We start from the raw sequence: 25428 nt of genomic DNA, 5'->3' as shown, positions 1-25428 counted from the left end.
CCCCCCTCGTAATGATTATCATTTTTATAATGAGTGAGATTTAATTTCCTCAAAGCCTTATGTAGTTTGAGTCTTGGCGTATTTCACCCTGATTCAGGCTCGTCAATATTTAGATGCGTTTGCCCTGGAAGGAGGATTGAATTAACAGAGTACAATGGTGTTGTTGCATGAATAAAGAGAAAAGTTTTGGCTAGCTACAAAGCGTCTGTGACAATCTCAAAATTATGCTTAAGAGAATCTTGAAGGATGTTATTCAATTTTTAGGTTTAATATGTTTATGGATGTAAAAGAACGAAATTGGAATTACTTTACTAAGCATTTGCTCAATTGGCATGGAATTTGGACGCGATATACACCAGTTGGTGATGTCAAAGAATCGTTTCAGAGTCTGAGAAGTTTTAAAACATTTTACTAATTTTTGAATATTTGAATACTGGCATATTCCAGCACTCGTTCCTATTAAGAGCGCCACGCCGTCTCTACCAGTATTTCCTTGCTGTTGGTAAATTTGATAAATTCTTGCCCAAAGGCAATGAAACGCATCAGTAAGCAGCCGATGAAAGTACATCATACCCCACTTGGAGGCTGCGGCATTCCACCGTTCAATAGCAATTCTTCCTTTCGTTGCTGATAATAGTTTTAGAGCTAATTATTCAAGAGGTCTGATTATGGTCTTTGCTCAAACCAGTCCCCCAGATATAATAACAACTCGCCTCACGTTAGACGAGTATCGGGCTATGGAAGAAACAAACCCCGAACGCCATGAATACCATAACGGAGAGATTATTACTATGTCGGGAGGGTCGGAATCTCACAGTGCGATCGCCAGCAACTTCTTAATAACTCTAGGGTTTTTACTGAGAGACACGGATTTTCGTTTGTATAATAGCGACTTGCGAGTTTGGATTCCTGAATATCAGTGTGGTACTTATACCGATTTGATGGTTGTTAATGGCGAACCAGAGTTCAATGGCAATCGCAATGATGAAATTCTCAATCCAATGCTTATTGTCGAAGTTCTATCACCCTCGACTGAAGCATACGATCGCGGGGACAAATTCAGAAAATATCGCTCTATTACCAGCTTTTGTGAATATCTGCTTGTAAGCCAAACTGAACCCTACATTGAGCAATATCATAACTTGGATCGTAACAGTAACGAGCGCTGGCTATGGCAAGTTCACTCTCACCTTGAGCGGACGATTGTTCTGCACAGTTTAAACGTAGAAATTCCCCTGACTGAAATCTATCGTCGCATTAATTTTTAAGGCTGCTTAACTCTCTGCCAATAATACCAACAGAAATTTTTATGAATCAGTATACAAATCATGTTAGATTGCTTCTCAATTATTAATTTTTAGTGATGAATTCTTATTAGGGGCTTTATCCTCTGGATCTGATTAGTGAAACTCGTCACCAAAAGAAGCACTCCCAAGAAAGCTAGAAAAAGTAAACAGCATCCAACCCAAACAAATATGCTTTTGGGTTTGCCAACCGTATCTGTCTTCTATTGTCGGGATTGTGTTAGCTTCAACGATTTCTAATCCCCAATAGCCTAATGCACTGATGCCAAACAACATAGCGCTGACGATAGACAATTTAGCGATGACTTTGAGAATGCAATTGCTTAAAGTAGGCGGTGTTTGAAAGGATTGTCTGTGACGATGATAGATAGTGAGTTCACTTGGAGCTACAACCAAAACACGTCTTGGTTTTTGTTGAGTGAGTTGGCAGACAATTTGTTTATTATCAGTCATGGGTCAAACCAAAGCCTGTTGATTCTAACTAGATTAGTTTCAGTAATTATATTGTAAACTTTCATCAGGTAGATGTGGTTAAATTTACATAAAAATTCCACATTGGGAAAAAATATTTTAATGGTTAAGCGATGTCATACATACGAAAAACCCAGAGGACAAACAAGCGATTAAGCTGAAAGTCAGTTAAAAATATCCCCCAGTGCGATATGCACTGGGGGATATTATCAATCTGCCTCAGAGTAATAAATAGGATCTACATAATCCAATACAGATTCATCAGCGATAATCTGTGTTCGGGTGCTAAGTGATCCTACATATATATCCAAGTCTGGGATATTAATTCCTAGCTGATCAGATATTTCTCTCATTTTTTGGTATTGAGAATCTATTTCCTGCTCCCTGTGAGTAGAATGCCCATACCCCTCCGACTCCCAAGAGCTAACAACTATCTTTGCCATAGCTTTATTCCTTATTGAATTCTGGAATTTTGTCACAATATTTTCCGCCAAGCTGATTTACAAATGTCGCCAAAAGTTCTTACTGATAGTCTTGAGACTGACAACTGCCGTTTCTGTTGTTGCTTCAGGAGCATGACCAACAGCCACCGCAACAGCTTGTGGTGCAGGAGTCGCTAACAGAGAATTGAGTAATTCTTGCTGATAGTCAATATCTTCTACTGTGCGATAAACTCTGTGGTAGTCAATTTGCATCCCTAAAGGTGTTGGTACTATTTTCAAATACTCATTTAGGGCGTTAATATAGCCATCGTGAAAAATTCTATTAGCAATACAAGGACGGATAATATTCAATAATTGAATAGCTCGTTTAATGTCTGCAACACTACGGCTAGCATCAATCTCTGGCTGACTTTCGCTGTAACCTTTGGATTTCTTTTCTGCTACCAGATTATGAAATTTAGCAATGGCTCTCTGATGATTGGCTAATGTGTGGACTTTGGTTTGCGCTTGATAACCGACTCTGCCCCACTGCACTGTTAAGTTACTATCTTCGACAATGTCCGCCCAGAATTTATTGCTGTTTTGAATTGCGTCAACAAAGACTAAATAGATTTCCATCTTTCTTACCCTGTCAATTTCCTAACTTCAGGGCATTGCCCCATCTGAGATAGATATACTGAACGCGATCGCTACGAACCTAAAAGAGCGATCGCCCCTGTAGAATCAGGAGACAATCGCTTTCTCATCAGTTCATGTTTCTGTATTTGGCAGTTCTGAGAAACTGAGTTTTCGTCGCTTGTACAGGACTACTAGCCCGTCGTGCGGTTGATGCCCAGGACTGCATCCGCTCAACTGCCGCAGCGTCCTGAATCGCAAGCGGGGTAATGGTTTGACGACAGGTTTCCAGATCAGCAAGTGTTACCTGCTGCGGTCTATCCTCATCGAATGCCAGCAGAGCAGCTTCAGATGCTAGCGTTTCCAATTCAGCACCGGAAAATTTCGCGGTCGAGGCTGCGATCGCCTCCAAATACTCCGATTCCAGATGAATGCCAAAGCGTTGTAGATGAATCGCCAGAATCTGTACACGCTCCGGTTCTGTAGGAAGATCAACAAAGAAAGATTCGTCAAATCTTCCTTTCCTCTTAAATTCACTTGGTAGTGCTGATGGGTCATTGCAGGTTGCAACTATAAACACCCCAGCAGTGCATTCAGCCATGAACGTAAGCAAAGTACCCAAGATGCGTTGAGAAACACCGCTTGTATCGCCCTGACCTGACAGTGCTTTTTCTACTTCATCTACAAACAAGACACAAGGTGCGATCGCCTCGGCAGTTTTCAAAGCACGTCTGACATTCCCCTCAGACTCACCTACCAGACTGCCCAAAAGGGACGCAATATCGAGTTGCAGAAGTGGTAGATTGAGTATGCTAGCGATGTTTTTGGCGCAGTGAGATTTTCCAGTACCTGGAGGCCCTGCCAGTAGCACACCTTTTGGTTGGGGTAAGCTAAGACTTCGCGCCTCTTGTGTGAATAGCCGCCGCCGACGAGTCAGCCATTCGCGCAGTAGATCCAAACCGCCGAATGCGATTGTCGCAGGTTTGCCCAACTCGATACCCATTTGAGAGAGTAGCCGAGTTTTGTATTCGACGGCTTTGGGGATAAAATCAGCGCCAACGACGACACCATCATTAGTTAAGTTTTCTTTGACTGTTAACCGAAGGAAGTCGCTAATCTCCTCCAGGGTTAAACCCAGTGCTGCACGAGAAAGAGTTTCTTTTTCAGGATTTTCAAGCGTAACAGTAAAAGTCAATTCCTGTTCAATAGCAGACTGTTGTAGATCATGTAAATAAGAAGTGATATGCTCAAGTATTTGGTCAATACTCGGTAAAGGGACTTCACAATAAGGAATCAATCTGACTAGGGATTCGTGTAATTGTATGTTCTGACCCAACAAGACAATGCGTTTATCTGTAGGTTTTAACCTGTGGTAAAGGTTTTTTACCTTGCTTAAAATCTCCCAACTCAATTGGGGTGAGTTCTTAGCAATAAAGGGGTGAATATCTCCGAGGATAAATACACCATTCCCACTAAAGTTAGCAATGTAGTCGAATACGAATAGTAGTGGATCAGCGTGTTGTGGTCTTTTGTACTCTGCAACTGGCTTAAACACCAATCCTCCATCTGCTGCAATTAAACATTGCTCCAAGGTTAATACTCCCAGATTCCAGAAGAACACTGGACATGAGAGCTTATTGTTAGCTTCAGCAGTCAGCCACTGAATAATCGTCGCTTCATCAGGCGATAGAACATCAACCGCAGCGATGGGAATTTGTGAATCGAGTGTGGAGAGAAGATTTGAGAGGTTCATTGTTTTTCAATCTCATAAGGTAGTGGAGCTAATTCATCGTGAGTATTAACAAGTCTCACGACTACTTCATAAACTTTGGCATCGCCGTCGAAAACCTCTGCTGTACCGTTGTTCTCTTGGTAGGCAATCGCTGTTACTATTGCATTCAGCAGCACACACAACCCTTCAGTATTCGCTTTGATGATCACAGGCTGGCGTGGTTTTTGCTGGGCGTAAATGTGGATGAAAGGATACTCTTTAGGTAGGTACATAAATATTTCTTGGGGGAACCCAATCGTCGCGGTTCCCCTTTTCCCTGATTTACTGCCGTAAGCGAATAGAGTGAGTTGAAGTTGTCCGAAGTTGTTGAGTTTGAGCTTCATCCTTGAAAATGCGATCGCTCTCGCTGACAACTCCAAGTGCTTCTTCAAATGGTTGCGTAGCCGATAAACAACTCAATCCCTCGAACCCCTCCGCTTCCACTCGAACTTCACCTGTAGCGCTGTCGAAATGAATCAGTATTGAACGTTCCATGTTTATCTCCTCACATACTGTTGAACTTCCTGATGTCCGGCAAAGGTAAGGCGTAGAGTTTGCACAGTGCCGTTGGTTGATTCAGCGATCGCACATTCCCCAAATTGCTCTTGTAACTCGGCAGCTTTGACACGAACCAAATGCTTACCATAAGCCAGCATTAGTTTATTGCTGAAAAAGTCTTTGCCCAACTTCGGAACTGTTTCGTAACTGTCGTGTATTATCTCGTACACGCCGCTTGACTGATTCCATTTAAATCCGATGTCTGCACGGGCTTTTATGGTGCGACCAGAAACTATAATTTCAGCACTTTGTCCTTGAGAGCTACCGTAGTATCCTTTTAGTGATTGTGCTGTTTCATGTACTTGCGGATTCAGTTTCAAGTCTTGTAAAGCTTGTACCAGACATTCACGGTTAGTAAGCTTGGTTTTAACTGTTGAGAAGTGTGACATGAGAATTTTCTTCCTGTAGTGGTAAAAGTGCGGTATTCTTTGTGAGGTGTATATGCATTTTTCGTTTAAGGTATTTAGTCTTGAGCGAATGCACTCTCGCCCAAGACTGTTTTTTACCGGAACTTAAACGACATCACGGTAGCTTTCGATAAGCCCACGTCGTCAGTCGCAAGTGATTGTAGATTGCGTTGTTCATCTAACAACTTGGTGCGGATCTCTTGCATTTTTTGCTGTAATTGACTGCGCGTATCTGAACCCAGATTCTTCGACTCAATCGCTGGGTCGGTGACAATGGAATCTAAGTGCGCCATCATCTGTTCTAAACTGCTGCCTGCTTCAGGTGAGGCATTTGCCAGTAACACCCGCACTTTCATCAGGTGTTTTTCCATCTTTTTTTTGAACTGTACTGGCTTACGTCCTGGCTCCCAGTCGCTCAATTCTTCAAGGAGTTGCCCGGCGAGTTGTTCACCGCCAGCGATCGCTGATTCCCGTAGCCTTTGCTCCAGATTCTGGTCATACTGTTGGATGAATCGCGTAATTTGGTCAAGGCATTCGGCTTGCTGCTGGTTCAGTTGTTCGGCCAGTGCCGGGATAATTACCGGACGACCAATAACGACCTGCAAATAATCTTCAAGGTCGGTCAGAGTCGGAAATGCTCTTAGCAAGTTGGCTTTGACTGACTCTTGCTTATCCTGTGCTAATTCCCAAGTATTAAGTGAGAGAAACTGGTCAATTCGCTCTTGGTAATCTTCGAGTCCTGCTTCGTAATCAACTTTTAATTGATTGCGTAAACCAGGGGCGATATTATCTCTGATGTTGATTAATTGATTCCACACGAGTGGAGCTAAATCAATCGGACAAATCCAATCACCAGTATCAGCAGACATCCACTCTTGAACCGAAGCAATTTCTTGCCTTAATTGGGCAGCAGCTTCATCCAACTTCTTAAATACTTTGATACCCCGTAAACCAACTTCGGAATTAGTAACTTTAACGAGGTCTGATTCAATTTCAGAGACTTCAGCTTTTAGCACATCTGCCCATTTAGGCGCGGCAGATTTTGTACTTTTCTTTAGTTGAATACGGAAGCGAATGCGAGTTTTATTTAACTGTGAGAAATTGTGGCGCTCGACTACTGCATCAGTCAGGAAATTTGCAGCAATAGGGTTGTCAATTGCTTGTACCATGATTATTGACCTCAATCATTATTTTTCACTGTCGATTAAGCGAAGCTTTCTTTGTGGTGATTTCTCAAGAGAGCGAATGTCTGTAGTAGCTCTATAGATTACTTTTGTAGAGCTTTTTTGTAGCCTAATATGTCTTTTAATGACTGGTGGTTTATGTATGGACATGGCTTAAAATAGCTGAAGTTGTTGTGAATTATCCTGTGCCACAGGCTTGTTATAAACCATACCTTCGACTTCATAACAGCGAGTCATGAGTTTGTTTCGATTTAGCCGAAAGCTGGCTTTTTTTCTTTGATTTGGCAGAGGTAGAAACAGATACTGTGGATGTTGGATAGTACCTGCATCGCCTAAATATCGGGAAAGCGTACCGTTGATTTGGTAAACTTTGGATGAGCTTAACAGTGTCGCGTCATACACTTTAATCAAATTTGTTTCCATCTTAGTAGCAGTGAAGTGTGCCATAATTTATCGTGGAATCGATTTTTCTCTACAGTCAGATTTAATCAGCCTGACTGTAGAGTTTTTCACGCATAATCTGATTCAATTTTTCCTTTGATTCATCAGGCAGAGCATTAAAATCAAACTCCTCTGAGTCCCAAACTTCATCAAGGCTTGTAGACTCATCAACAATGTTTGCAATCAAACAGGATTCATCGCTGTAGTTCCAGCCATTTGCTAAAAGCCACGGCAGAACTCCCTCAGATTGCAATAGTTTCTCAATGTCGAACAAGTCAGAAAACTGCTGTAAGTTTTCGATATTGGGGTGAACGATTGTTGTTGTCATTTCTTGTTATTGGCAAACTAGTAGACAGCAAAAAGAGGGGGAAAGGTTAAAGGGGAAAGGGAAAGGGATTTATGAATTAAATCATCCTTAGAACCCCTATTCCGCACCCTAACTGTCACACATCAAAAAAAGCCGCTAAAGTAGTACAAAAGAACTAAAGCTAATTCAAGAGTTAAGAGACTTAATAGGAAGATTTAGCATTAAACTTGGTATGGTCGGAGAAAGAAAAGTTATGTAACAAAGATAAAAGAAAGAAAAACTTGCCCAGTAAAAATTAATTGATAAGTGAAAAAGAGATGAGAAAATCACAACAGGAGTAGTGGAGAACTCTGTTGTAATTTAACTCAAAAAATGGAAATTAAAAACATAGATCATTTAGGGATAGTGGCAGGAATCATAGACAAGATAGGATTAGTAGAAATAATCAATGAATTAATAGGTGAGGAAAAAGGAGAAAAAGTAAGCCCTGGCCATGTAGTCAAGGCTATGATCTTGAATGGATTAGGGTTTGTATCCAAACCTTTATATATGTTTCCCAAATATTTTGAAACAATAGCCTGTGAGCATTTAATAGGAGCCGGAGTAAAACCAGAATATCTTAACGACGATAAACTGGGGAGAGTCATGGATAAACTGTTTAGAAAAGGGCTAGATACAATATTTTTAAATATTGCCTTAAAAGCTGCTAAAAAATTTGGTGTATCTCTGTCATCATCACACCTAGACTCAACATCAATACACGTACATGGAGAATATAATACCAGATTACCAGAAGTAATATTTGAGAACCAGCAAACAGTCAATATTGAAGAATCAGAAGAATTAGCTCTTTCTTCACCAAAAGAGATTACAATCACCTACGGTTATTCTCGTGACCATAGACCGGATTTGAAACAATTTATTATAGAGCTAATATGTTCAGGAGATGGAGATATACCAATATTTTTGAAATTAGCATCGGGAAATCAAGCAGACTCATCATGCTTTGGTCAAATAGCAGTAGATTACCAAAAACAAATAGAGGTTGATAGCCTCATAGTGGCAGATTCAGCTTTATATACAGAATCGAATATTAAGTTGATGTCAGGGTTGCGCTGGTTATGCCGAGTACCTTTAACTATCAAATTAGCACAGTCATTAATATCAACCTTACCAAAATCAGAATTTACCCCCAGTAAATTATCAGGATATAAGTTTGTAGAAAAAACAGTAACTTATGCAGGGTGTGAACAGAGATGGTTAGTAGTGCAGAGCGAAGAAAGAAGAGCATCAGACCTGCGTAAACTGTCACAAAAAATTGTCAAGGCAGAATCAAAGGCACTTCGGGAATTGAAAAAATTATCACAGGATAATTTTGCTTGTGAAGCTGATGCTGTTAAAGCATTATCAAAACTAGCAAAACAATTTAAATATCATCAAATTCAGGATAGTAAAGTTACTGAATTTACATCGAATAAAAAAGACAATCCCACAAAAAATTCTTACCAAATATTAGCTACGCTCTCCAAAAATGAAAGTAAAATCAACACAGAATTACAAAGTGCAGGGCGTTTTATTATTGCTACTAATGTTTTAGAATCAAGTCACCTGAGCCAAGAGCTAATGTTGAGTGAATATAAAGCTCAACAGTCCTGTGAACGAGGATTTGCTTTTCTCAAAGACCCATTGTTTTTGGCGGATAGTATTTTCCTCAAAGCCAGCGAGAGAATTGAGTCTTTAGGAATGATTATGGGTTTATGTCTACTGGTTTATACCTTGGCTCAACGTCAAATCAGAGCCGCACTCAGAGAGTCCAAATCAACCGTTAAGAATCAGTTGGGAAAACCAACTGACCACCCCACTTTACGCTGGATTTTTCAATGCTTCGAGTCTATTCATTTAGTTGAGTTTAACAATGAAAAATACATCTCTAATTGGACTCAAGACAGAAATTTTATTTTGAATCTTTTACCAGATGATTGTCTCCATTATTATCAGCTAGTCAGGTAAATCTTCTCTTCATTAATTTAATATCGACAAGGCTATAAAGCTGATAACTTTGATTAATAGCTTTAATTTACTATGCCAATAATCTAGTTCTTTCACTATTATTTATTAATTTAATTTATGTTGAGAGCATTTAACATCTTCATTTATTTATCTCATTCAAATCTATCTTCCATTAGTTCTTATTGCTCGTTATTGACAATAGGCTTTGATACCATTTTTACTGACTCATGGCTGCTCAAATCTCTTTTTTGACTAAATATGTCTGTTTTTATTCCTACTTGGCTTTTTTATCTCAGTAATTTCCCTCTGTGACACTTGGGGGTGCGGAAGATGGGTTAGAAAAGTAAGTTTTTTACCTTTACCCCTTTCCCTTTTCCCATTCCCCTTCTTCATTAGCTGTAGACAAAGTTTGAGCAACTTCTAATTACAGTTGTCCAAACCCTGTTTACAACAAATTAGAACACCATTTCTGCCGCAGCTTTGGTTACAGCAATTGCCTGCTTGCTGATCTCGCGCCAGTCGCTTTGCTCGTTGTAGGATGCCATGACTAATTCTGACTCTACCCATACCCGACAGAACAACACGTTTTCATCTGTCGTTCCCGCCTGCGGCTGTAGTGTGATGGGAGAATACAATTGTTCTGGGGTCAAAGTTGCGATCGCCGCAAGTATGCACTTTGAGAAATGAGTATCGTAGCCTGATTCTAAGATATACGTCCGGTCTGCTTGGATAGTTATCAGCAACTTGCAGGTTTCTTTTTTGCGGCGTTCTGTATTCTCAAACCGCAGTTCTTTAAGATATCCAGTTAAGGCAGTTTGAGGGACATCACTCGGTTCACCATTTAGTGTGTACCATAGCCCTCCGTGCTGGCGATTACAATATATCTTGCAATTGCCAGCTTCACTGTGCAATCCTAATTTCGGCTTATTGATTGCTGCAACTAACTGCTTGAGCAATTCTTCCTGGCGCATCAAAGCAGCAAGTAAATCCGATGTTTCTTGAGGGTTCATTTGTTTGTACCAAAAGCATTTTCACTTTTGCATTGGCGAAGCCGTTTAATTGTGATATGTGAAGCGTAGAGCCAATAAAATAGCGCTCTTGATTTCACAAAAGCGCTTTTTATTACTCATTATTTGCCCTGTACAGATTATTGATGTGAATTAAATCTTGCTAGCAAATCTTCACGAGATAATTCAAGGCATAGGGGAGTAAATTCTTCTGGTGTTAACTGCAATAAACTCTCGACTACTCTTGAGAGTTCTTCATCCACAGAACCAAATCTGAATCTTAACAAGTTTTCTACAACTTGACGGCGTTCTTGTTGCACTCCTTGCTGTTTAGTAGTTTCTTCCCACTGCTGGTAAGCTTGCGACAAATTCATGATTAATTCCTGCTCATCTTCTGTTAAAGTTTCTTGCTGTTGAACTATAATTACCCGCAAATTAGTAATCAGTTTGAGAGTATTTTGTCTTAATTGGTTGCTTTCAGGTAATGCCAGCAATTCATCAATGGCAGTACGTTGCGTTTCGCCTCTACCCAAAATCCTTAGCCATAATGTTTCTTCTGTTACTGGTAGCTCGTTAACCGCTACTAGTGCTGCCCTAAAACATTTCTGGAAAAAGTAAACTCCCCTGCTCCACTTTTCTAAATCTATTTTAACCTCTAAATCCTCCAACAGAGAGGCTGAAGCGCTAGGCGATATAATCCACAAACGCGCTAAACTATCTTCTGGTAAACTGGTTTTCTCTCGCTTGGCTTTACGTTGTGAGTCTGCAATCACGGTGAACAGTTTCAGAAAACAGTTACGTACCTCTAATCTACTTGGTTGATTGCGGAATGGTTCCAAAAGTGCCGTATTTAACACAGCGATTCTGCCCAATAATCCAAGATTTTGAGCTTGGGCAGTTGGTGTGCTTGTAAACAAAACGTCAACAAATCTGGTTTCATCAGTTACTTGTTTGTTAACTTCTACTCTACCTAAAGGAGACAACAACTCCTCTATAATTCCTTAGAAAACTGATCGTAAGGCTTGCTACTCATGTTTTAAAGACGAACTGTATTTTATTTTACAAGGATTGGTTATGGTTGCATGGTGGGTTTTAATACCCACCATTTCACTTACGCCGCTACCAACTCCCGACAAACTTGCGGCAGTTCAATCGGAGCAGTTGCTCTGGATAGAACCTCTACAGCTTCTTTCACACTCCAATACTTCATGCCATCGTCACAGCGCCAGTAGTATGTCTTGAGGTCGTTTTCCCAGACTTCCTCAGCGTTTCTGACCTTGAAGAGTATGCCCAAAAACTCACCATCTAGATATACATTGTGAGCCGTCTGGAGGTCAGTGCGTCCTACATAAGTTAGTCGGTAGCTGTCTACTGGCGTACACAAGTCTTCTGCACGAGTACCGCGATACCCACAGTTACCGCACCCATGACCTTCGCAGTCTGGACAGATCGCAGCAGGCATATTCCACTTCGGCAGTGTAAAATCCCATTCAGCCGGTGGGGTTAATAGTTGAGGCTTCTGCGAAGTGTAGCAACCAGCGTGACCGATTACTTTATCAGGATAGTATTGGACGCTCAACGATAACCAGTCACAATCACCTAACAAGCCAATTTTCTCAGAAGCTTGTTTCAATTCCCTTTCTTCTTTGTGATTGCACTTTACTGGAGCAGAAAGACTCGCTTTAACTTCTGCAACAGCGCGTTTGAAAGACTCTTTGTGGTATCGAGCATAGCCGTGGATCATTTTTACCCACACGATATCATCACTGTTGATCCAGATAGTTACTACATCTTCGGGCTTGCAGTTTTTGGAGTAGTCCGACTGATTGACGATGGTTGCAATAATTTGGCGATCCTGTGTGGTTAGCGGATCTTTTGTTGGCGCAGGGGCTGAAACTTGTGTAATCATTAGAAATACCTCTAAATGGGTAAAAGGGCGATCGCAGACTTTCCAAGGTGCGGCGATCGTCCTGTTTTTATTAGTCAGTTTGTTGTGCTGAAAGCGCAACACTCTCAATCTAGATTTGGCGAAGCCTTATAGAACCCATTTGGTATCTTGGAAGAACGGGTAAAATGAGAAAAAAATGCCGTACTCCAGCAGCTTAACCGATTCATAGTGGGCAATCATTGAACCACTATTGCCGCAGAAAAAGCAAGCCAGACTACCAAAGTGGACAAAGCGACAAATCTTAGATGGTATCTTGTATCAACTCAATGCAGAAATACGTCCTGAGAGTTTTGCGATCGCCCATAGCGCTCTTGTAAAATCATTTTCAATTGTTGAGAATTCGCAAGAGAAAAAAGTTTATGGCAGATATGTCCGGTCAAGACCCCTCGGAAATCACAATGGCAACGGTTGATGAAGAACGAAAAGGCGCAACTTTCAGAGGTACGGTCATCCTTGGGATAGATCCTGATGCTGGGGAAGTCGTTTTCTTTAGAGACTTTTTAATTGAAGATTATAAAGGCGAACTTACCGCAAATCTTGCAACAGATGGCGATATAACGAAAAGCATTGATTTAGGCGAACTCGATCATAAAAGCCCCAGTTTTAGGCTGCCAATTCCGTTGGGAACGGATACATTACCCTATAATACAGTCGTGTTGAGCGACAAAAAAAGCAAGAAAAAAATCCTGACGATCAATCTATAAAATTTGTAACTTAGCTCGTAGTTCAGCCAAATTCGATTGCGCTCCTGTATAGATATCAAATGGGTTCTATAAAAGTGTTCAAGGGTAAAGCGTATTAACTGATGTCATAACACCAGACAGCACTAAGCTGTAGAGAAGATATTGGATTTATCGTGCCCTCTGTACAGCCATGTGGAAACAATTGAAAAGGCGATTATATACTGAGGAGTAATAATCGCCTTAATTCTGGGAGGATTGAAGTTTTGTTCAACCAGTTTTTAGACGTGGTAGGTCATCGGAATCATCTCACGGCGGCTTGACCATTACAAGTTTAAGGCTTCCGGCTGCTAGTCCCGGCGGCTATTAGTTTTATTGGTTTGGTATCAGTAACTCGATTTAACTGATTTAGTTTGTAAGTCTTTGGTATTCGGGGTGCTGGTGATTTACTCTCCTTCACCCTTATATTTAGTATTTTATAACGCATACCTGTAATTTGTCAATACTTTTTTATAACGCAGCGCAACTATTGTACAGTGCAGTTTATATCCCAAATTAAAGAAGATACGTCACCATTTAATGCAACACAAAGCTTTTGTAGGATTTCGGTACTAACAGTTATTTCTTTCGGCTTTTTAGGACGATTAACAAACAAATGTGGAGCTTCTAATTGCTGAATGTAAGTAGCAGATATACCTACTATCTCGGATAGTGCTTTCCGGCTATATCCAGCCTTTTCCCTTAATTCTCTTAATTTCTGAGCGTTTTCTTCATTCCAACGGAAAGATGCTACCGGAGTAACATCTATTTTAATCTTCATTTGTAAATCTACCTTGTTGTTATTGCGCTCACCTGTTGGCATTTAATACTACTCGCCTTAATATATTGGTGTCAACCATAATTCAACCAAATAAACTCGTGTTACACCATAAATTTATGGTGCTAAAAGCTTTTGTCCTGGTTGATAATGCCCAAAATTATTTATGGACAATTGCTTTAGTGACAGATCGACTTAAGGCCGCTAAGGCTTTTCCTCCAACTTAGACTGGTATTCGACAGAAAAGCCATTGTCAATAATACCAAACGTCTTACGCTCCTTGAGCAGTGCCAGAGCAATCGCATACGCTTGTACATGATTGCTGATTGAGGGCAATGCCAGAGTGCTATGCCTGCGGCGGTAAACTACGCTTTGATTCTGGAACGATTGAATGAAGTTTTTGCAACCAGTTTTCAGACTTGGTTTGGTCATCGGGATCTCCCCGGCGGCTCTAGCGTTAGAAGTTTACTTGCCGCCACTCCGGGTTAGCTCCGGCTACTTTTCCCGGTGGCACTTCAGTTTTGGTTCGTTGAATTAGTTTGCGATCACCTTTTTGCGTTCGGCTTAAAGACTCAGTATACTGAGTAAAATTTAAGTCTGATTTCTCTAGCTATTTTCTCATCTAGAACTTAAAATAGTCGTTAATACTGTTTGCGGGACTTTGGTGCGACTTCCGAACCTAGCCTGTAATGCTATCCTAGCTTGTCGTGTCGTCATTCCCCGAACAGTACCCCTTCAAAAAAGCCACTATGTCAAAAATGGACATTAATCGGGCGAAGCAACATCAGCAAGTGGCAAGGGAAGATTTAGTCATGTTCATTAATGCCTGCCTCTCCTGCACAGGACAGCGTGAATTCTACGGTGATAGTTACGGGCAGCGCGTATCTATTGATTTTTTGCACGACTATATTTTAGGTAATTACCGTTTACTCTATACCCGGACATTGGCAGCAGGGATTAATCACTTCAACCAAGCGCAGATTATCCTCAAATTACTAGCAACAGGAAAACATACGCCCCCTGAACATCGACAAGAAGAAGGTGCATTAATTGCCGCAGCATTAACAGCCCTACCACCACAACGAGGTTGGGAGGTATTGCAACAATTACGGAAAAGAAGTATCAATAATCGTCGTAGCAGAGCGATCGCTCGTGATTATCTCCAGCAAAAACGTGACATCAACTTTGATGCTGTGAAATATCGCTCCAAATTTCGAGCGATCGCTTCCCATGCTCACCTCACCCTACCAGGAGAATTAGGTAATTTTCTCTTTGGGAAATGGAAACAGCAGGTTTATCAAACAGAATTATTCGAGACATTTCGCCAAGCACACTATAGCGCTCAAGCAGTTTATCAACTACCCTTTACAGTTGCCGAAGGTTTAGCAGCAAAACACGGAATTAAACGAGAAGTCTTTTTATCCCGTATTCAAGAGCAAATGACTTTGAATGAAAAATTGCGCTTTCAAAGTTCAGCCAACCGCACAGAAGTAGAAATCGACATTAATTTAGGTCGTCTCCCCCTAACTCGTTTGGCGCTGTATATTCTATCCTTGCCATTGGATACTCGCAAACAGCAGTGGGATATTTTAAACCAAGCATTAGAGAAATCTGCTGCCTTCACATTAAGAAAATCACCTCTAAAACTAGGACGAGTAGCCGCAGTTCTAGATTGCAGCTACTCCAGTTCCGGTTCAGCCGAAAAACATCGTCGTCCTTTAGGGGTAGCCTTAGCTACTCATTACTTACTAAAAGCAGCATCCCAGGAATACCAAGCTTTTTGGACAGCATCAACCAGCGATCCACTGCTGATTCTAGCTCGTGGACAAACAGACCTCGCTACTCCCCTACTTGATGCTTTGGAATGGGGCGCAGATTTAATAGTACTTGTCACCGATGGTTGGGAAAACGACCCTCCCAGTGGAGCATCAGAAATTCTACGTGTATATCGTAATCGTTTAGACCCAAAACAAAAAACTTCGATTATTCATTGCAATCCTGTTTACAATGCCAATGACTTTTCTTTACACCCCCTTAGCCCCACAATCCCCACAGTAGGATTACGGGATGCAGAAGATTTACCTACCATGTTGGGCTTTGCTCGATTTGCTGAAGGCTCTGCATCTTTAGCCGAATTGGAATCATATTTAGCAGAGCGAGTCAAGCAAATGTTAAGCGATACAGCAATAAAAACTCCTAAACCCAGGACTGATAAATCTTGAGCGACAATTATGGCATCCAAAAGCAATCTGTTAGCAGACATATCACTCAAAGGACTAGAAATTGCTCCTTCTCAAATACGGGGAGCAGTGCGGATTGTGCCATTATTGCGCCATCAAGTACGTAATGACTTGCGCTTGCTGCGTCGTAGTTACGATGAAGATTTAGCAGTTGTTTCCTTAGCGGGAGAAATGACAGCACCAGGAATGAAATATTTTTCCTATGTTCCTCACGGGCTAGTGTTGTCCTGGACTGATGACGGCAGCCCTGTAGGGGCTTTTGGAGGACAGCTTTTTAAAACAGATGGTAAACAGCTAAACTATGGTTGCGCCAGTGTCCGGTTGATGCACCGGATGGTGAAGCGGGAATCTAGTAATCAACTAAGATTTTTGCCACTTCACTTGGCAATGGAAGGCTTTTTATCAATGTTTTTCTCTGGCCCCGATATCGCCTGGAGTGAATATTCTAAGTATGCCCTTTCTCATGGGCTGGGTAGCCGAATGGAAAGCTCTTTTAGTGGACGTTATATTGCTGGACTTGAAGATGCTTTGCGGGTATTTGAAATTCACTCTCGACAGGTTGAGGTATTAGTATTTGTTGCTGAGGCATTAGCATCAGCTTTTGTAGTACCGACCCCAGAGGACTATCGACTTTTGCACAATAGCTTGTTAGAAGATTTCTATGGTGAGTTATTGTACCAATAGGCTTTACTGCACGATACAACTTTGACCATTAGTGTATCTTTAGATGAGTCAAAAATCAATGATTTAAAAGCTTTGAGAGCAGCAGTACAAAATATGCGTTCAGATTGGGCATCGTTTCAGGGTTTCATGGCAGAGGGACTGTTAGGACGCAAATTAATTTCTCAAAAAGTCTATACTGCTGGTTCGTTCATGTTACAACGATTTATTACTGACCTCAACCCCAACGAAGAAAATCATATTGGGGAAGCAATTATTCGAGAGAATGGTGAATTGGAGTATTTAAAGACTTATCGCTTATCAGGAATGCAGACTCGCCGAGTTTATTTGCTGAGTCAGTTAGCAGAGCATAATTGGAATTTGGATGCTACAGCTAGTAAATTGGGCAATACACGAGAGGAATTTGTGCTGCGTTTAGAGAAGGTGGGTTTTGGTTATTTGCTTAATGCAGAAGTACGACTTGCAGCACTGAAAAAAATCAAGGGAAAAAGATGATACAGGTATATTATCCTGATTAATTTGAAGAAACTACATCAATTGCTCTTAGGCGATGGACTACAACTGCTAGAGCAAATTTAGCGGAGTTCGACTTCAATAACCTTCGACTAGCTTAAATCAACACATTGCACACTGAGTATGTAAAAGTAGAAGGCGAAATATTGTTATTGGCAACCAAGGTGCGGGGAGGATGTTAAAGCCAGATTAAACTAAGAGTATGAGAATTGGTATTTTCGAGCAGATGACAGTTAATAATGGATTAATTATTACGCTTTTTATTCTGATTATAAGCCTGCTAGCTCTTGGCTATGGTTTTGGTGTGAAAGCTCGACGTTTACCCTTTACGGCAGAAATTGGGTATAACCAGCAGCAATGGCAATTTCTGCGATGGTGGGTCAAATTAGCCTTGGTTGCTGGAGTTTTGTTACCGATGTGCTTGTTAGCTCTGGCTTGGAAACAACCATCTTCATGGGTATTTTGGGGAAGTTACCTGTTGATAGTCGCCGTACAACTCATATCTGAACGTATTTTTAGTCGCTCCCTAGTGCCAAGTATTGTTGTACCTATTGGCTTTTTCTACACAGCCTTTCGGTTGTGGCAGCTGCTAGATGGATTCACACAATTAACATTTTCCTATTTGACATTAGTGGGTTTTGGCGTTGTTGTCTTGTTTTGGGTTTCTAACTTAATAATGTTGATGGTGATGCCCATTCCAACAATCTTTAAAGGTTCGGAGTCAATTGAACAATCTTGATTTTAATGAAACATTTTTACTGCCTAGCTGAAAGCTGTGTTTCGTCGTAGTTATTTTTCACATCCGATGCCATCACCATCTCGGTCAAACCCATGAGGATCGGGTGGCAGTACTTTAAACCTTCGTTGGCTAATATCTCGGCAATCTAAGTCTGGTGAATTCTTTGGAATGCAAAAATCTGGGTAAGCAGGATCACAGTTATTCTGTTGCTGCGGTTGAATCGCCTGTGAAGTTGTCTTTTGGGTAGCTCTGTGGCGGAAGTCCCAAGGCATCACAGGATTAGCCTGACTCCAAAATGCTAAACGCTGTTGTTTGGCGGTGTTTTCACCCTGCAACAAACTATCTTTAGATTGTGGGCAATCTTTGAGGTACTGACGATAGACCACAGCCTGACCCTCTTGCACCATATTGAGGTTGACGCTGCGATTCTCGACAAACACCTCTGCAACCAAGCGCTTGTATTTGTCAGTTTCAATAGCACGTAGGGTAATTCCTTGTCCCACTGGCAGTAATTGTTTGAGTCTTGCTGATGATTGCTGTCCCCAAGGATTCTGTTTCATCTCTGGTGCATCAATGCAAGCAAGGCGGACTGTTACAGTTTTGTTACCAGTTTTCACCCGTATGGTGTCACCGTCACCTACGCTTACAACTGTAGCGGTAAGATTGTTGGCAAATACGGGTAACGACATTTGAGCTAAAAGCAAAGCCCCAACACCAATCAAGCGAAGTTGAAAAACCATTTGTACTAAAAGTCACTCTTACTTACTTTAGGATTCCCAATTTCAGCCAAGCGATCGCTAGTTAACTCACAAATTATTTTTATGTTTTAAAGTAGAAAATAGTTTCATTGAAAGTGATTGTTAGTACCAATGAAAGTTTTAAGGTTAGTCCTACCAGTCTTGTTGCTGCTAGGCACGCCTGCAATGGCAGTTGAGTTCAAAGGGCAAAATATTGATGGTCAAAAGCTGCCTGCCAAAGCTTACTATTATGCAACTGGTGGGGTCTACAAAGTTCAGGTCAGCTTTCACAACAAGCGGGCCACAATTTACTTTGATGACGGCAACCAAACGACCATACAGTTGAACCAACAGGTAATTACTGACTCAAACAATATTGAAGGTTTTGGAAAAATAGGGCAATATCCTGTAAGTAGCACGTTCAGTCTTGGCTTAGTGTATGACAATAATTGGCTTGGCAGCAATGATAGTCAATTGCAACAATCTAATCCACTAGATGGGTTGTGGAAAATTAGTTTGGAGTGAAAAGTAATGTTGACTAATTTTCTTCCATCACAAGTTAATCAATTAACAGACCCAAAAGCGATCGCTTTTGCCCAAAGTATTGAGAGAATTGCCCTTGCAACCTCCCTGAGCGAACACCAAATCCTCACAACCTATATTCAAAAAGGTAGTGGGGGAACACCAATTCTGCTGCTACACGGTTTCGACAGTTCCATCCTAGAGTTCCGTCTTCTGTTGCCATTACTTGCTACTCAAAATGAAACATGGGCAGTAGATTTGTTAGGTTTTGGCTTTACACAAAGGCAAAAAGAAATAAATTACAGCCCAACTACAATCAGAACTCACCTTTACGATTTTTGGAAAACTTTAATCAACAGACCAATAACACTAGTGGGCGCATCAATGGGAGGTGCAACTGCAATTGATTTTACTCTTACTTACCCTCAAGTTGTAAAATCACTAATATTGATTAATAGTTTAGGTTACACTAGTTCTCCCGTCTTTACCAAATACTTGTTTCCTCCTTTTGATTTCTTGGCTGTGGAATATCTACGTCAACGCCACATCTTGGCATTAAATATATGTAGTATCTTACCTAATCTAGATCCCAAAATACTTTTGGCTATTCAATGCGCCATGTTACACCAAGAAATGCCTGGTTGGAATGATACCATGATTTCTTATGTAAAATCTGGTGGTTATAGTGATTTAGCAAATAGAATTGCCCAAGTTGACAAACCAACACTCATTTTATGGGGAGAAACTGATGATATGCTGCCATCTGAAGATGCAGAAAAATTTCAGCAATCTCTTGTCAACTCTCAACTAATATTGCTGAAAAATTGCGGACATACCCCTCAAATCGAACAGCCAAAAATCACATCTCAACATATTTTACACTTTCTGAATAGTGGGAATTTTAATTGAGCTTAAGAGGATATTTTAAAAGTTCCGCTAGGTATAATTTAGCTATTCTGCACTTAAGCTAGTGTAAAACAGATAAATTGATACAAAAATCAAATCTTTCTTTAGCTATAAAAAGTTGTATGAAATCGTATTTATATTCTAAAAAGGAAAATAGATGACTTATAAAAAGGTCGTGTTAGTTACAGGAGCATCATCTGGATTTGGGCAATTAACTGCTAAAAAGCTTGCTGCTGTAGGTTATTGGGTCTTCGGTACCAGTCGCAAGTCACATCCAGCATCAGGTGATGTAGAAATGTTAACGCTCGATGTTACCTCTGATGACTCAGTGCAATTATGTATCAAACAGTTGCTCACACGCACTAACCGCATTGATTTACTGATTAATAATGCCGGACAAATTCATGCCAGTATGCTGGAAGAAACTTCTTTACAACAAGCCAAGGAAATCTTTGAAACCAACTTTTGGGGTGTTGTCCGCCTCACCAACGCTGTTTTGCCAGTTATGAGACAGCAGAGAAGTGGACATATTATCAATATCAGTTCAGTCGCAGGATTGATTGGCGCACCCGGTCAAGGTTTTTACAGTGCAAGTAAATTTGCCCTCGAAGGTTATAGCGAAGCACTGAGTGTGGAGCTAGACCCGTTCAATATTAAAGTGTCTTTAATTGAGCCTGGTTACTTTAAGACTAACTTCAACCATGCCATGTTACCACCCACCTTCAATTATGCTGATTACGACAATGTACGTGATGTGATTCGCTCAACTGTCACTCAAGCAATTGCACAGGGCGATGATCCAACAAAAGTTGCACAGACAATTGTCTTTGCTGCTCGTAGCCGTTCCCCACGATTACGGTATCGTGTTGGTAATGAGGCACAATGGTTGCCTCGCTTGAAAGCAATATTGCCTGATAACTTGTTTCGATTTGGTGCCCGCAAGCGGTTGAACCTCCCATAAATCACAGCTTCTATTTAATACAGCGATAGCTGCGCCACCGCCTGCCGCAGGATACCCGAATGCGAACAGTGCCTCAATTCTAGAGAAGGGCTGTAAGGCTAGGGCAAAGCTTTGCAATACACCAAAATTTTAATTAGATATCAATATTTATCTGTTCTATCTGTCTGGCAGCTTTATCCCAAAGCTTTGCAGAAGCCTCATCTTTCCAATGATTTCTGAGATTTTCTGCTTTTTTATGACTGATTCGTTCTAACATTTCTAGAACTGCGGCTAATGTTAATTGATCAACAATTGCCTCTAAAGACTCCATATATTCTTTTGTCATAACTAACCTCTTGAAGAACAATAAAAGTTAACTTTTTTCTTGGAGAATCGTAAATGTACAATTTTACTGTTGTGCATAACCTAATTATATGGACACGATTAAATACGTTCTGACTGAAAACCAAATGCCAAAAGCTTGGTACAACATCCAAGCTGACTTGCCACAAGCCTTACCACCAGTTTTAAATCCTGCTACTGGTAAGCCAATTACACCAGATGAATTATTACCTTTGTTTCCATTGGCACTGATTGAGCAAGAAGTTAGCCAACAAAGATGGATTGAAATACCAGATGCTGTCCGCTCTATTTATTGCCAGTGGCGACCAACTCCTCTTTACCGTGCCCGTCGTTTAGAACAAGCTTTAGATACACCTGCCAAAATTTACTACAAATATGAGGGTGTTAGTCCCTCTGGAAGCCACAAACCCAATACTGCGGTCGCCCAAGCATACTACAATAAACAAGCTGGAGTCAAAAAGCTAACTACTGAAACCGGAGCCGGACAGTGGGGATCATCTCTAGCTTTTGCCGGTGCGCTATTCGGTTTAGAAGTTTTAGTTTATATGGTGAAGGTTAGCTACCAGCAAAAGCCTTACCGCCGAGCTTTAATGGAAACCTACGGCGCGAGGGTCGTTGCTAGCCCAAGCACTCAAACCCAAGCCGGACGTGAAATTCTTGCACAAAATCCCAATAGTAATGGCAGTTTGGGGATTGCTATTAGTGAAGCTGTAGAAGTAGCTGCTGCTGATGAACAAACTAAGTATGCTTTAGGTAGTGTTCTCAATCATGTACTGCTACATCAAACTGTGATTGGTCAAGAAGCATTGACTCAATTAGAAATGGCAGGAGATTATCCTGATATTGTTATTGGCTGCACTGGTGGCGGTAGCAACTTTGCCGGAATTGCCTTCCCATTTCTCGGTGCTAAACTGCGAGGAGAACGAGATATACAAGTAATAGCTGTCGAACCTGCTGCTTGTCCATCATTGACTCGTGGAAAATATGCTTACGATTTTGGTGATACTGCCCACTTAACCCCACTTACCAAAATGCATACTTTAGGTAGTAGTTTTGTTCCTGAAGGAATTCATGCTGGAGGCTTGCGCTATCACGGTATGGCTCCCCTTGTTAGCCATATTGTGAATTTGGGATTAGTTGAATCACGTGCTGAATACCAACTCGCTTGCTTTGCTGCTGGATTAACTTTTGCCCGCGCAGAAGGAATCTTGCCAGCACCAGAAGCTAATCATGCTGTCAAAGCAACAATTGATCAGGCTTTACTCTGCAAACAAGAAGGAAGAAGCAAAACTATCCTGTTTAATCTTTGCGGTCATGGACATTTTGATATGCAAGCTTATATCGATTATCAAGCTGGACGGCTTGTTGATACTGAATATAGTGCAGAAGAAGTGGCAATGGCCCTGGCAGGATTACCTGTAGTTGATTCGTGACCCAACAATTCCCTATTCGCAGTGACGCTCGAAACAACCATACAGTTGAACCAACAAGCGATCGCTTGTGATAAAGCAGTACACTGGTACTATGCCAAAACTTCCAGAGTGCGATAACTGTCTCCTCTATTCACATAACCCTCACCTCGTCTGTGTCGTTCACCCTGATGGGGTAGAGGGTGAGAGCTGCTTGGACTTTCGACTTGACCCCAACGCCAAAGCAGAGGAGTTATGGCAACCGGAGGGGGCAAGCTACTATAACAGTGAATTAATACTGCAACCACAACAGCGGTGGACGCAACAGCAAAAGCTGGAGTTACTTGATTGGCATCCAATGTTTACTGGTAAGTGTCCCCAGTGCGATGTATCCTTTGACCGAGACTACACCTCAAGAGTGCATTGGGATTGTGAATGCGGTTGGATGGATGATTCAATTTAGAGCGTTCGCTCTTTCTTACTTCCTTGCGCTTAATGCCTGTTGACTCAGTTGCATCACAATATTTTGGGGTAATGGGTCTATGACAGCATCAGTAGGCAGTGATTGGATAAAAGCTGTTACCTCTTCCCCAGTTTTATATTTCCCTTCACTCCAAGCCGAAGCCATCTGTTTCGCTACCCGGTCAGCATGATCTCGATTGGCATGGGCGGTAATACATTGAATATCATTGCCTGTAAATGATATCCATGTCTGCCAAAGTCCCGTAACTGGATGCTGCACAATCCCTGTGGTCAGTTCATTGTCCTCAAGTACCGATTTTTTTTGACGGCGACCAAATCCTTTAAACATGGCAATATTGAGTAAACGCTATTTTAAAATACCCAAAATGCAAAGCGCGATCGCTCTAGTAAGCTGCTAACAGGTTTAACTCCATCGAGTTGTGGGAGATAATCTACTGGTTTGTACATTCCCATTAATCACCTTGGAACTTAATCAGCTAAATTTATTTTCTGATTTGACCAAGCCCTATTGGGGCGGGGTTGCAGATTCGGGTATGGGGTGTAGTGAAAAAAATAGCCCCAACAACTGGTGCTGTCCGTTCGCTCATTTTTGAGGGGTGAGAGATAATTACGTCAAACGGAAGAATCCATTTATAATCTAACTTTTGAATTTTTTCCTGTTGTGCTGCATTGATATTTGCTCATTGTTTTCCTGAACTCAATGATTTTGTGGGGAAAACCGATTATTTTACAGGTCACTTTTGGGAACTTCCTCATGAAATTCTATGACCAATTGCATTGTTTCCACTACCAAATCACGTAAATCCCGATTGAGCGCTACAGTGTCATTCGCTCCAAACCAACGGTCAAAAATAGCGACATATCGCTGATTTCCATTGACGAATCCTTGCATGAACTTGACCAGAGAATAGTTGACTGTATCCAAGAATTTTGAGTTATTTTCTGGCACCATGCAAGCAATACCTTCTCGTGAATAGGGGCGATCGGGTACAATTTTAAAAGCATCTGGATTTTTTTGCTGTTGCAGCCATCCCTCTAAAAGAATACTATCAGATGAGAAAGCATCAATAGTACCTTCTTGCAAAGCTGTGTATCCCTCTGCCCTCGTTTTAAAATACACTAGTTTAGCTTGGGGTTGTACATGAGCGATCGCCTGCTCATTCGTGGTTCCCGCCAACACACCAATTTGCTTACCAATAAGAGATTCGGGGGAACCTAGATTACTTCCTTCCTTAACTAACAATTGGGTTCCAGTCACACCATAGCTGACAGAGAAGTCTACTTTTTTATCTCGCTTCCATGTAAAACTACTAGCATCACACACAATATCAACTTGTTGATTAACTATTTTAGGAATCCGCTCAGAGGGGCTAAGACCAACTAATTGCAGTTTAATTTTTTTCCCCAGGTCTTTTTCTAATTGCTCTTTAATTAGAGTCAGCATATCTACAGAATAGCCATTTAACTTTCCTTGACTATTCACATAGGCAAAAGGTAGCGCATCTCTACTAGTACCAGCTGTTAATACCCCTGTTCTTTTTACTTTTTGCATCACAGTCTCAGCACATGCCACATTAGGCATGAGCGTTGCAAACATAAGACTTAAAATAGGAATAGCAATTTTTTTATGCATAAGCTTTAGAATCGGTCGTTTTTTCAAAAGTCAAATCTGATTTATATATCAGGCTAAAGAAACTATCACTATCGAGTACACAGGAAGGTTATTTAGTAACTATTCTTTACATTATTGCTCTTTTATAGCTCGTCAAATAAAAATTTTAGCCAACTTCTAAACAAGTTATAGATGTTGCGGCTCGCAATTATAAATGCTCTGGCTCGCAAACAAGGTAATTTCTGGCTCACATTATTTGCAAATAGAAAAGCACTTTGGCTCAGATTAATTGCAACTAGGCTCAAGTGAACTGCAAATGG

31 protein-coding genes and 1 pseudogene are annotated in these 25428 nt (G+C 41.1%); 13 read left to right on the top strand and 19 right to left on the bottom strand.

Annotation, left to right across the window (positions count from 1 at the left end):
- Positions 1 to 271 precede the first annotated feature (271 nt).
- A complete protein-coding gene (locus H6G92_RS33450; RefSeq protein WP_313890030.1) occupies positions 272 to 415 on the top strand; it encodes a DUF3598 family protein in 144 nt (47 codons plus the stop codon).
- Between the two features lie 253 nt (positions 416 to 668).
- On the top strand, positions 669 to 1268 hold the full coding sequence (locus H6G92_RS33445; RefSeq protein ID WP_190900499.1) for a Uma2 family endonuclease: 600 nt from the start codon (positions 669 to 671) through the stop codon (positions 1266 to 1268).
- Positions 1269 to 1400: 132 nt separating this feature from the next.
- Here the strand turns inward: H6G92_RS33445 and H6G92_RS33440 are convergent, their stop codons facing one another.
- The 10 genes from H6G92_RS33440 to H6G92_RS33395 all read right to left on the bottom strand — a co-directional run bounded on the left by H6G92_RS33440 (position 1401) and on the right by H6G92_RS33395 (position 7522).
- Positions 1401 to 1757 carry a hypothetical protein gene (locus H6G92_RS33440; protein WP_190900497.1) on the bottom strand — a complete coding sequence of 119 codons (357 nt, stop codon included), beginning with the start codon at positions 1755 to 1757 and terminating at the stop codon, positions 1401 to 1403.
- 227 nt (positions 1758 to 1984) lie between these two features.
- Positions 1985 to 2218, bottom strand: a complete 234-nt coding sequence (locus tag H6G92_RS33435) for a hypothetical protein (protein ID WP_190900495.1) — start codon at positions 2216 to 2218, stop codon at positions 1985 to 1987.
- A gap of 57 nt (positions 2219 to 2275) precedes the next feature.
- Positions 2276 to 2836, bottom strand: coding sequence for a WGR domain-containing protein (locus tag H6G92_RS33430; protein ID WP_190900493.1), 561 nt, complete (start codon positions 2834 to 2836; stop codon positions 2276 to 2278).
- A 127-nt stretch (positions 2837 to 2963) separates the two neighbouring features.
- On the bottom strand, positions 2964 to 4586 hold the full coding sequence (locus H6G92_RS33425; RefSeq protein WP_190900491.1) for an AAA family ATPase: 1623 nt from the start codon (positions 4584 to 4586) through the stop codon (positions 2964 to 2966).
- On the bottom strand, positions 4583 to 4837 hold the full coding sequence (locus tag H6G92_RS33420) for a hypothetical protein (RefSeq protein ID WP_190900489.1): 255 nt from the start codon (positions 4835 to 4837) through the stop codon (positions 4583 to 4585). Before H6G92_RS33420 ends, H6G92_RS33425 begins: the two co-directional genes overlap by 4 nt.
- Positions 4838 to 4886: 49 nt before the next feature.
- Entirely contained in the window at positions 4887 to 5099 is a 213-nt protein-coding gene (locus H6G92_RS33415; RefSeq protein ID WP_190900487.1) for a DUF2997 domain-containing protein, read from the bottom strand.
- A 2-nt stretch (positions 5100 to 5101) separates the two neighbouring features.
- Complete coding sequence (locus H6G92_RS33410; protein ID WP_190900485.1) at positions 5102 to 5551, bottom strand: DUF1257 domain-containing protein; 450 nt, start codon at positions 5549 to 5551, stop codon at positions 5102 to 5104.
- 113 nt (positions 5552 to 5664) lie between these two features.
- Positions 5665 to 6738: a hypothetical protein gene (locus H6G92_RS33405; RefSeq protein ID WP_190900483.1), complete on the bottom strand. Its 1074-nt coding sequence runs from the start codon at positions 6736 to 6738 to the stop codon at positions 5665 to 5667.
- Between the two features lie 168 nt (positions 6739 to 6906).
- The gene (locus H6G92_RS33400) at positions 6907 to 7200 is read right to left on the bottom strand and encodes a hypothetical protein (protein WP_390625541.1); all 294 of its coding nucleotides are present in this window, start codon (positions 7198 to 7200) and stop codon (positions 6907 to 6909) included.
- Between the two features lie 37 nt (positions 7201 to 7237).
- Positions 7238 to 7522: a hypothetical protein gene (locus H6G92_RS33395; RefSeq protein ID WP_190900481.1), complete on the bottom strand. Its 285-nt coding sequence runs from the start codon at positions 7520 to 7522 to the stop codon at positions 7238 to 7240.
- Positions 7523 to 7873: 351 nt separating this feature from the next.
- On the opposite strand from H6G92_RS33395, the gene H6G92_RS33390 reads away from it, so the two are divergent.
- Positions 7874 to 9511, top strand: coding sequence for an IS1634 family transposase (locus H6G92_RS33390; RefSeq protein WP_190900479.1), 1638 nt, complete (start codon positions 7874 to 7876; stop codon positions 9509 to 9511).
- Between the two features lie 455 nt (positions 9512 to 9966).
- Here the strand turns inward: H6G92_RS33390 and H6G92_RS33385 are convergent, their stop codons facing one another.
- The 3 genes from H6G92_RS33385 to H6G92_RS33375 form a co-directional block, all read right to left on the bottom strand.
- Positions 9967 to 10521, bottom strand: a complete 555-nt coding sequence (locus tag H6G92_RS33385) for a hypothetical protein (protein WP_190900477.1) — start codon at positions 10519 to 10521, stop codon at positions 9967 to 9969.
- Between the two features lie 137 nt (positions 10522 to 10658).
- Positions 10659 to 11504 (bottom strand): hypothetical protein, encoded by an 846-nt coding sequence (locus H6G92_RS33380; protein WP_313890029.1) that lies wholly within the window; start codon positions 11502 to 11504, stop codon positions 10659 to 10661.
- A gap of 125 nt (positions 11505 to 11629) precedes the next feature.
- Positions 11630 to 12529, bottom strand: a complete 900-nt coding sequence (locus tag H6G92_RS33375) for a hypothetical protein (RefSeq protein ID WP_313890028.1) — start codon at positions 12527 to 12529, stop codon at positions 11630 to 11632.
- A gap of 127 nt (positions 12530 to 12656) precedes the next feature.
- Between H6G92_RS33375 and H6G92_RS38960 the strand changes: the two genes are divergently transcribed.
- Together H6G92_RS38960 and H6G92_RS33365 are read left to right on the top strand one after the other, a co-directional pair.
- A complete protein-coding gene (locus H6G92_RS38960) occupies positions 12657 to 12878 on the top strand; it encodes a hypothetical protein (RefSeq protein ID WP_199345078.1) in 222 nt (73 codons plus the stop codon).
- Positions 12865 to 13170, top strand: coding sequence for a hypothetical protein (locus H6G92_RS33365; RefSeq protein WP_242059415.1), 306 nt, complete (start codon positions 12865 to 12867; stop codon positions 13168 to 13170). The genes H6G92_RS38960 and H6G92_RS33365 overlap by 14 nt, the downstream gene beginning before the upstream one ends.
- 502 nt (positions 13171 to 13672) lie before the next feature.
- Here the strand turns inward: H6G92_RS33365 and H6G92_RS33360 are convergent.
- Together H6G92_RS33360 and H6G92_RS33355 are read right to left on the bottom strand one after the other, a co-directional pair.
- Complete coding sequence (locus tag H6G92_RS33360; RefSeq protein ID WP_190900474.1) at positions 13673 to 14008, bottom strand: helix-turn-helix domain-containing protein; 336 nt, start codon at positions 14006 to 14008, stop codon at positions 13673 to 13675.
- A gap of 159 nt (positions 14009 to 14167) precedes the next feature.
- A complete protein-coding gene (locus H6G92_RS33355; RefSeq protein ID WP_190900472.1) occupies positions 14168 to 14395 on the bottom strand; it encodes a hypothetical protein in 228 nt (75 codons plus the stop codon).
- A 317-nt stretch (positions 14396 to 14712) separates the two neighbouring features.
- Here H6G92_RS33355 and H6G92_RS33350 point away from each other — a divergent pair, with 317 nt between their 5' ends.
- From H6G92_RS33350 to H6G92_RS33340, 3 genes and pseudogenes are all read left to right on the top strand, one after another.
- Positions 14713 to 16185, top strand: a complete 1473-nt coding sequence (locus tag H6G92_RS33350; RefSeq protein WP_199345077.1) for a hypothetical protein — start codon at positions 14713 to 14715, stop codon at positions 16183 to 16185.
- A gap of 9 nt (positions 16186 to 16194) precedes the next feature.
- Positions 16195 to 17379, top strand: a pseudogene (locus tag H6G92_RS33345) (ARPP-2 domain-containing protein).
- A gap of 220 nt (positions 17380 to 17599) precedes the next feature.
- Positions 17600 to 18136, top strand: coding sequence for a hypothetical protein (locus tag H6G92_RS33340; protein ID WP_199345076.1), 537 nt, complete (start codon positions 17600 to 17602; stop codon positions 18134 to 18136).
- Positions 18137 to 18186: 50 nt separating this feature from the next.
- Here the strand turns inward: H6G92_RS33340 and H6G92_RS33335 are convergent, their stop codons facing one another.
- On the bottom strand, positions 18187 to 18876 hold the full coding sequence (locus H6G92_RS33335) for a thermonuclease family protein (protein WP_242059414.1): 690 nt from the start codon (positions 18874 to 18876) through the stop codon (positions 18187 to 18189).
- A 129-nt stretch (positions 18877 to 19005) separates the two neighbouring features.
- Here H6G92_RS33335 and H6G92_RS33330 point away from each other — a divergent pair, with 129 nt between their 5' ends.
- From H6G92_RS33330 to H6G92_RS33320, 3 genes are all read left to right on the top strand, one after another.
- Positions 19006 to 19398, top strand: a complete 393-nt coding sequence (locus tag H6G92_RS33330) for a hypothetical protein (RefSeq protein WP_190900470.1) — start codon at positions 19006 to 19008, stop codon at positions 19396 to 19398.
- A 6-nt stretch (positions 19399 to 19404) separates the two neighbouring features.
- Positions 19405 to 20304, top strand: coding sequence for an alpha/beta fold hydrolase (locus H6G92_RS33325; RefSeq protein ID WP_190900468.1), 900 nt, complete (start codon positions 19405 to 19407; stop codon positions 20302 to 20304).
- A 154-nt stretch (positions 20305 to 20458) separates the two neighbouring features.
- The gene (locus H6G92_RS33320) at positions 20459 to 21262 is read left to right on the top strand and encodes an SDR family NAD(P)-dependent oxidoreductase (RefSeq protein WP_190900466.1); all 804 of its coding nucleotides are present in this window, start codon (positions 20459 to 20461) and stop codon (positions 21260 to 21262) included.
- A gap of 133 nt (positions 21263 to 21395) precedes the next feature.
- Here the strand turns inward: H6G92_RS33320 and H6G92_RS33315 are convergent, their stop codons facing one another.
- Positions 21396 to 21587, bottom strand: coding sequence for a hypothetical protein (locus tag H6G92_RS33315; RefSeq protein WP_104899669.1), 192 nt, complete (start codon positions 21585 to 21587; stop codon positions 21396 to 21398).
- 88 nt (positions 21588 to 21675) lie between these two features.
- On the opposite strand from H6G92_RS33315, the gene H6G92_RS33310 reads away from it, so the two are divergent.
- Entirely contained in the window at positions 21676 to 23037 is a 1362-nt protein-coding gene (locus H6G92_RS33310; RefSeq protein WP_190900464.1) for a TrpB-like pyridoxal phosphate-dependent enzyme, read from the top strand.
- Between the two features lie 91 nt (positions 23038 to 23128).
- Positions 23129 to 23476 (top strand): hypothetical protein, encoded by a 348-nt coding sequence (locus tag H6G92_RS33305; protein WP_190900462.1) that lies wholly within the window; start codon positions 23129 to 23131, stop codon positions 23474 to 23476.
- A 15-nt stretch (positions 23477 to 23491) separates the two neighbouring features.
- Here the strand turns inward: H6G92_RS33305 and H6G92_RS33300 are convergent, their stop codons facing one another.
- The gene (locus H6G92_RS33300; RefSeq protein ID WP_190900460.1) at positions 23492 to 23824 is read right to left on the bottom strand and encodes a hypothetical protein; all 333 of its coding nucleotides are present in this window, start codon (positions 23822 to 23824) and stop codon (positions 23492 to 23494) included.
- A 399-nt stretch (positions 23825 to 24223) separates the two neighbouring features.
- Complete coding sequence (locus H6G92_RS33295; RefSeq protein ID WP_190900458.1) at positions 24224 to 25129, bottom strand: amino acid ABC transporter substrate-binding protein; 906 nt, start codon at positions 25127 to 25129, stop codon at positions 24224 to 24226.
- Positions 25130 to 25428: the final 299 nt, after the last annotated feature.

The organism is Nostoc foliaceum FACHB-393, assembly GCF_014698505.1.
GTDB classification, from domain to species: domain Bacteria; phylum Cyanobacteriota; class Cyanobacteriia; order Cyanobacteriales; family Nostocaceae; genus Nostoc; species Nostoc foliaceum_A.
This window is presented reverse-complemented; position numbering and strand designations above follow the sequence as displayed.

Coding starts and splice junctions, on each gene's coding strand:
- H6G92_RS33435 (WP_190900495.1), bottom strand. CDS start 2,218: ATGGCAAAGATAGTTGTTAGCTCTTGGGAGTCGGAGGGGTATGGGCAT.
- H6G92_RS33390 (WP_190900479.1), top strand. CDS start 7,874: ATGGAAATTAAAAACATAGATCATTTAGGGATAGTGGCAGGAATCATA.
- H6G92_RS33415 (WP_190900487.1), bottom strand. CDS start 5,099: ATGGAACGTTCAATACTGATTCATTTCGACAGCGCTACAGGTGAAGTT.
- H6G92_RS33340 (WP_199345076.1), top strand. CDS start 17,600: ATGAGAATTGGTATTTTCGAGCAGATGACAGTTAATAATGGATTAATT.
- H6G92_RS33300 (WP_190900460.1), bottom strand. CDS start 23,824: ATGTTTAAAGGATTTGGTCGCCGTCAAAAAAAATCGGTACTTGAGGAC.
- H6G92_RS33295 (WP_190900458.1), bottom strand. CDS start 25,129: ATGCATAAAAAAATTGCTATTCCTATTTTAAGTCTTATGTTTGCAACG.
- H6G92_RS33445 (WP_190900499.1), top strand. CDS start 669: ATGGTCTTTGCTCAAACCAGTCCCCCAGATATAATAACAACTCGCCTC.
- H6G92_RS33335 (WP_242059414.1), bottom strand. CDS start 18,876: ATGGTTTTTCAACTTCGCTTGATTGGTGTTGGGGCTTTGCTTTTAGCT.
- H6G92_RS33410 (WP_190900485.1), bottom strand. CDS start 5,551: ATGTCACACTTCTCAACAGTTAAAACCAAGCTTACTAACCGTGAATGT.
- H6G92_RS33440 (WP_190900497.1), bottom strand. CDS start 1,757: ATGACTGATAATAAACAAATTGTCTGCCAACTCACTCAACAAAAACCA.
- H6G92_RS33310 (WP_190900464.1), top strand. CDS start 21,676: ATGGACACGATTAAATACGTTCTGACTGAAAACCAAATGCCAAAAGCT.
- H6G92_RS33420 (WP_190900489.1), bottom strand. CDS start 4,837: ATGTACCTACCTAAAGAGTATCCTTTCATCCACATTTACGCCCAGCAA.
- H6G92_RS33320 (WP_190900466.1), top strand. CDS start 20,459: ATGACTTATAAAAAGGTCGTGTTAGTTACAGGAGCATCATCTGGATTT.
- H6G92_RS33325 (WP_190900468.1), top strand. CDS start 19,405: ATGTTGACTAATTTTCTTCCATCACAAGTTAATCAATTAACAGACCCA.
- H6G92_RS33425 (WP_190900491.1), bottom strand. CDS start 4,586: ATGAACCTCTCAAATCTTCTCTCCACACTCGATTCACAAATTCCCATC.
- H6G92_RS33360 (WP_190900474.1), bottom strand. CDS start 14,008: ATGCCAACAGGTGAGCGCAATAACAACAAGGTAGATTTACAAATGAAG.
- H6G92_RS33450 (WP_313890030.1), top strand. CDS start 272: ATGTTTATGGATGTAAAAGAACGAAATTGGAATTACTTTACTAAGCAT.
- H6G92_RS33315 (WP_104899669.1), bottom strand. CDS start 21,587: ATGACAAAAGAATATATGGAGTCTTTAGAGGCAATTGTTGATCAATTA.
- H6G92_RS33430 (WP_190900493.1), bottom strand. CDS start 2,836: ATGGAAATCTATTTAGTCTTTGTTGACGCAATTCAAAACAGCAATAAA.
- H6G92_RS33330 (WP_190900470.1), top strand. CDS start 19,006: ATGAAAGTTTTAAGGTTAGTCCTACCAGTCTTGTTGCTGCTAGGCACG.
- H6G92_RS33395 (WP_190900481.1), bottom strand. CDS start 7,522: ATGACAACAACAATCGTTCACCCCAATATCGAAAACTTACAGCAGTTT.
- H6G92_RS33405 (WP_190900483.1), bottom strand. CDS start 6,738: ATGGTACAAGCAATTGACAACCCTATTGCTGCAAATTTCCTGACTGAT.
- H6G92_RS33350 (WP_199345077.1), top strand. CDS start 14,713: ATGTCAAAAATGGACATTAATCGGGCGAAGCAACATCAGCAAGTGGCA.
- H6G92_RS33365 (WP_242059415.1), top strand. CDS start 12,865: ATGGCAACGGTTGATGAAGAACGAAAAGGCGCAACTTTCAGAGGTACG.
- H6G92_RS33305 (WP_190900462.1), top strand. CDS start 23,129: ATGCCAAAACTTCCAGAGTGCGATAACTGTCTCCTCTATTCACATAAC.
- H6G92_RS33355 (WP_190900472.1), bottom strand. CDS start 14,395: ATGACCAAACCAAGTCTGAAAACTGGTTGCAAAAACTTCATTCAATCG.
- H6G92_RS33385 (WP_190900477.1), bottom strand. CDS start 10,521: ATGAACCCTCAAGAAACATCGGATTTACTTGCTGCTTTGATGCGCCAG.
- H6G92_RS33400 (WP_390625541.1), bottom strand. CDS start 7,200: ATGGCACACTTCACTGCTACTAAGATGGAAACAAATTTGATTAAAGTG.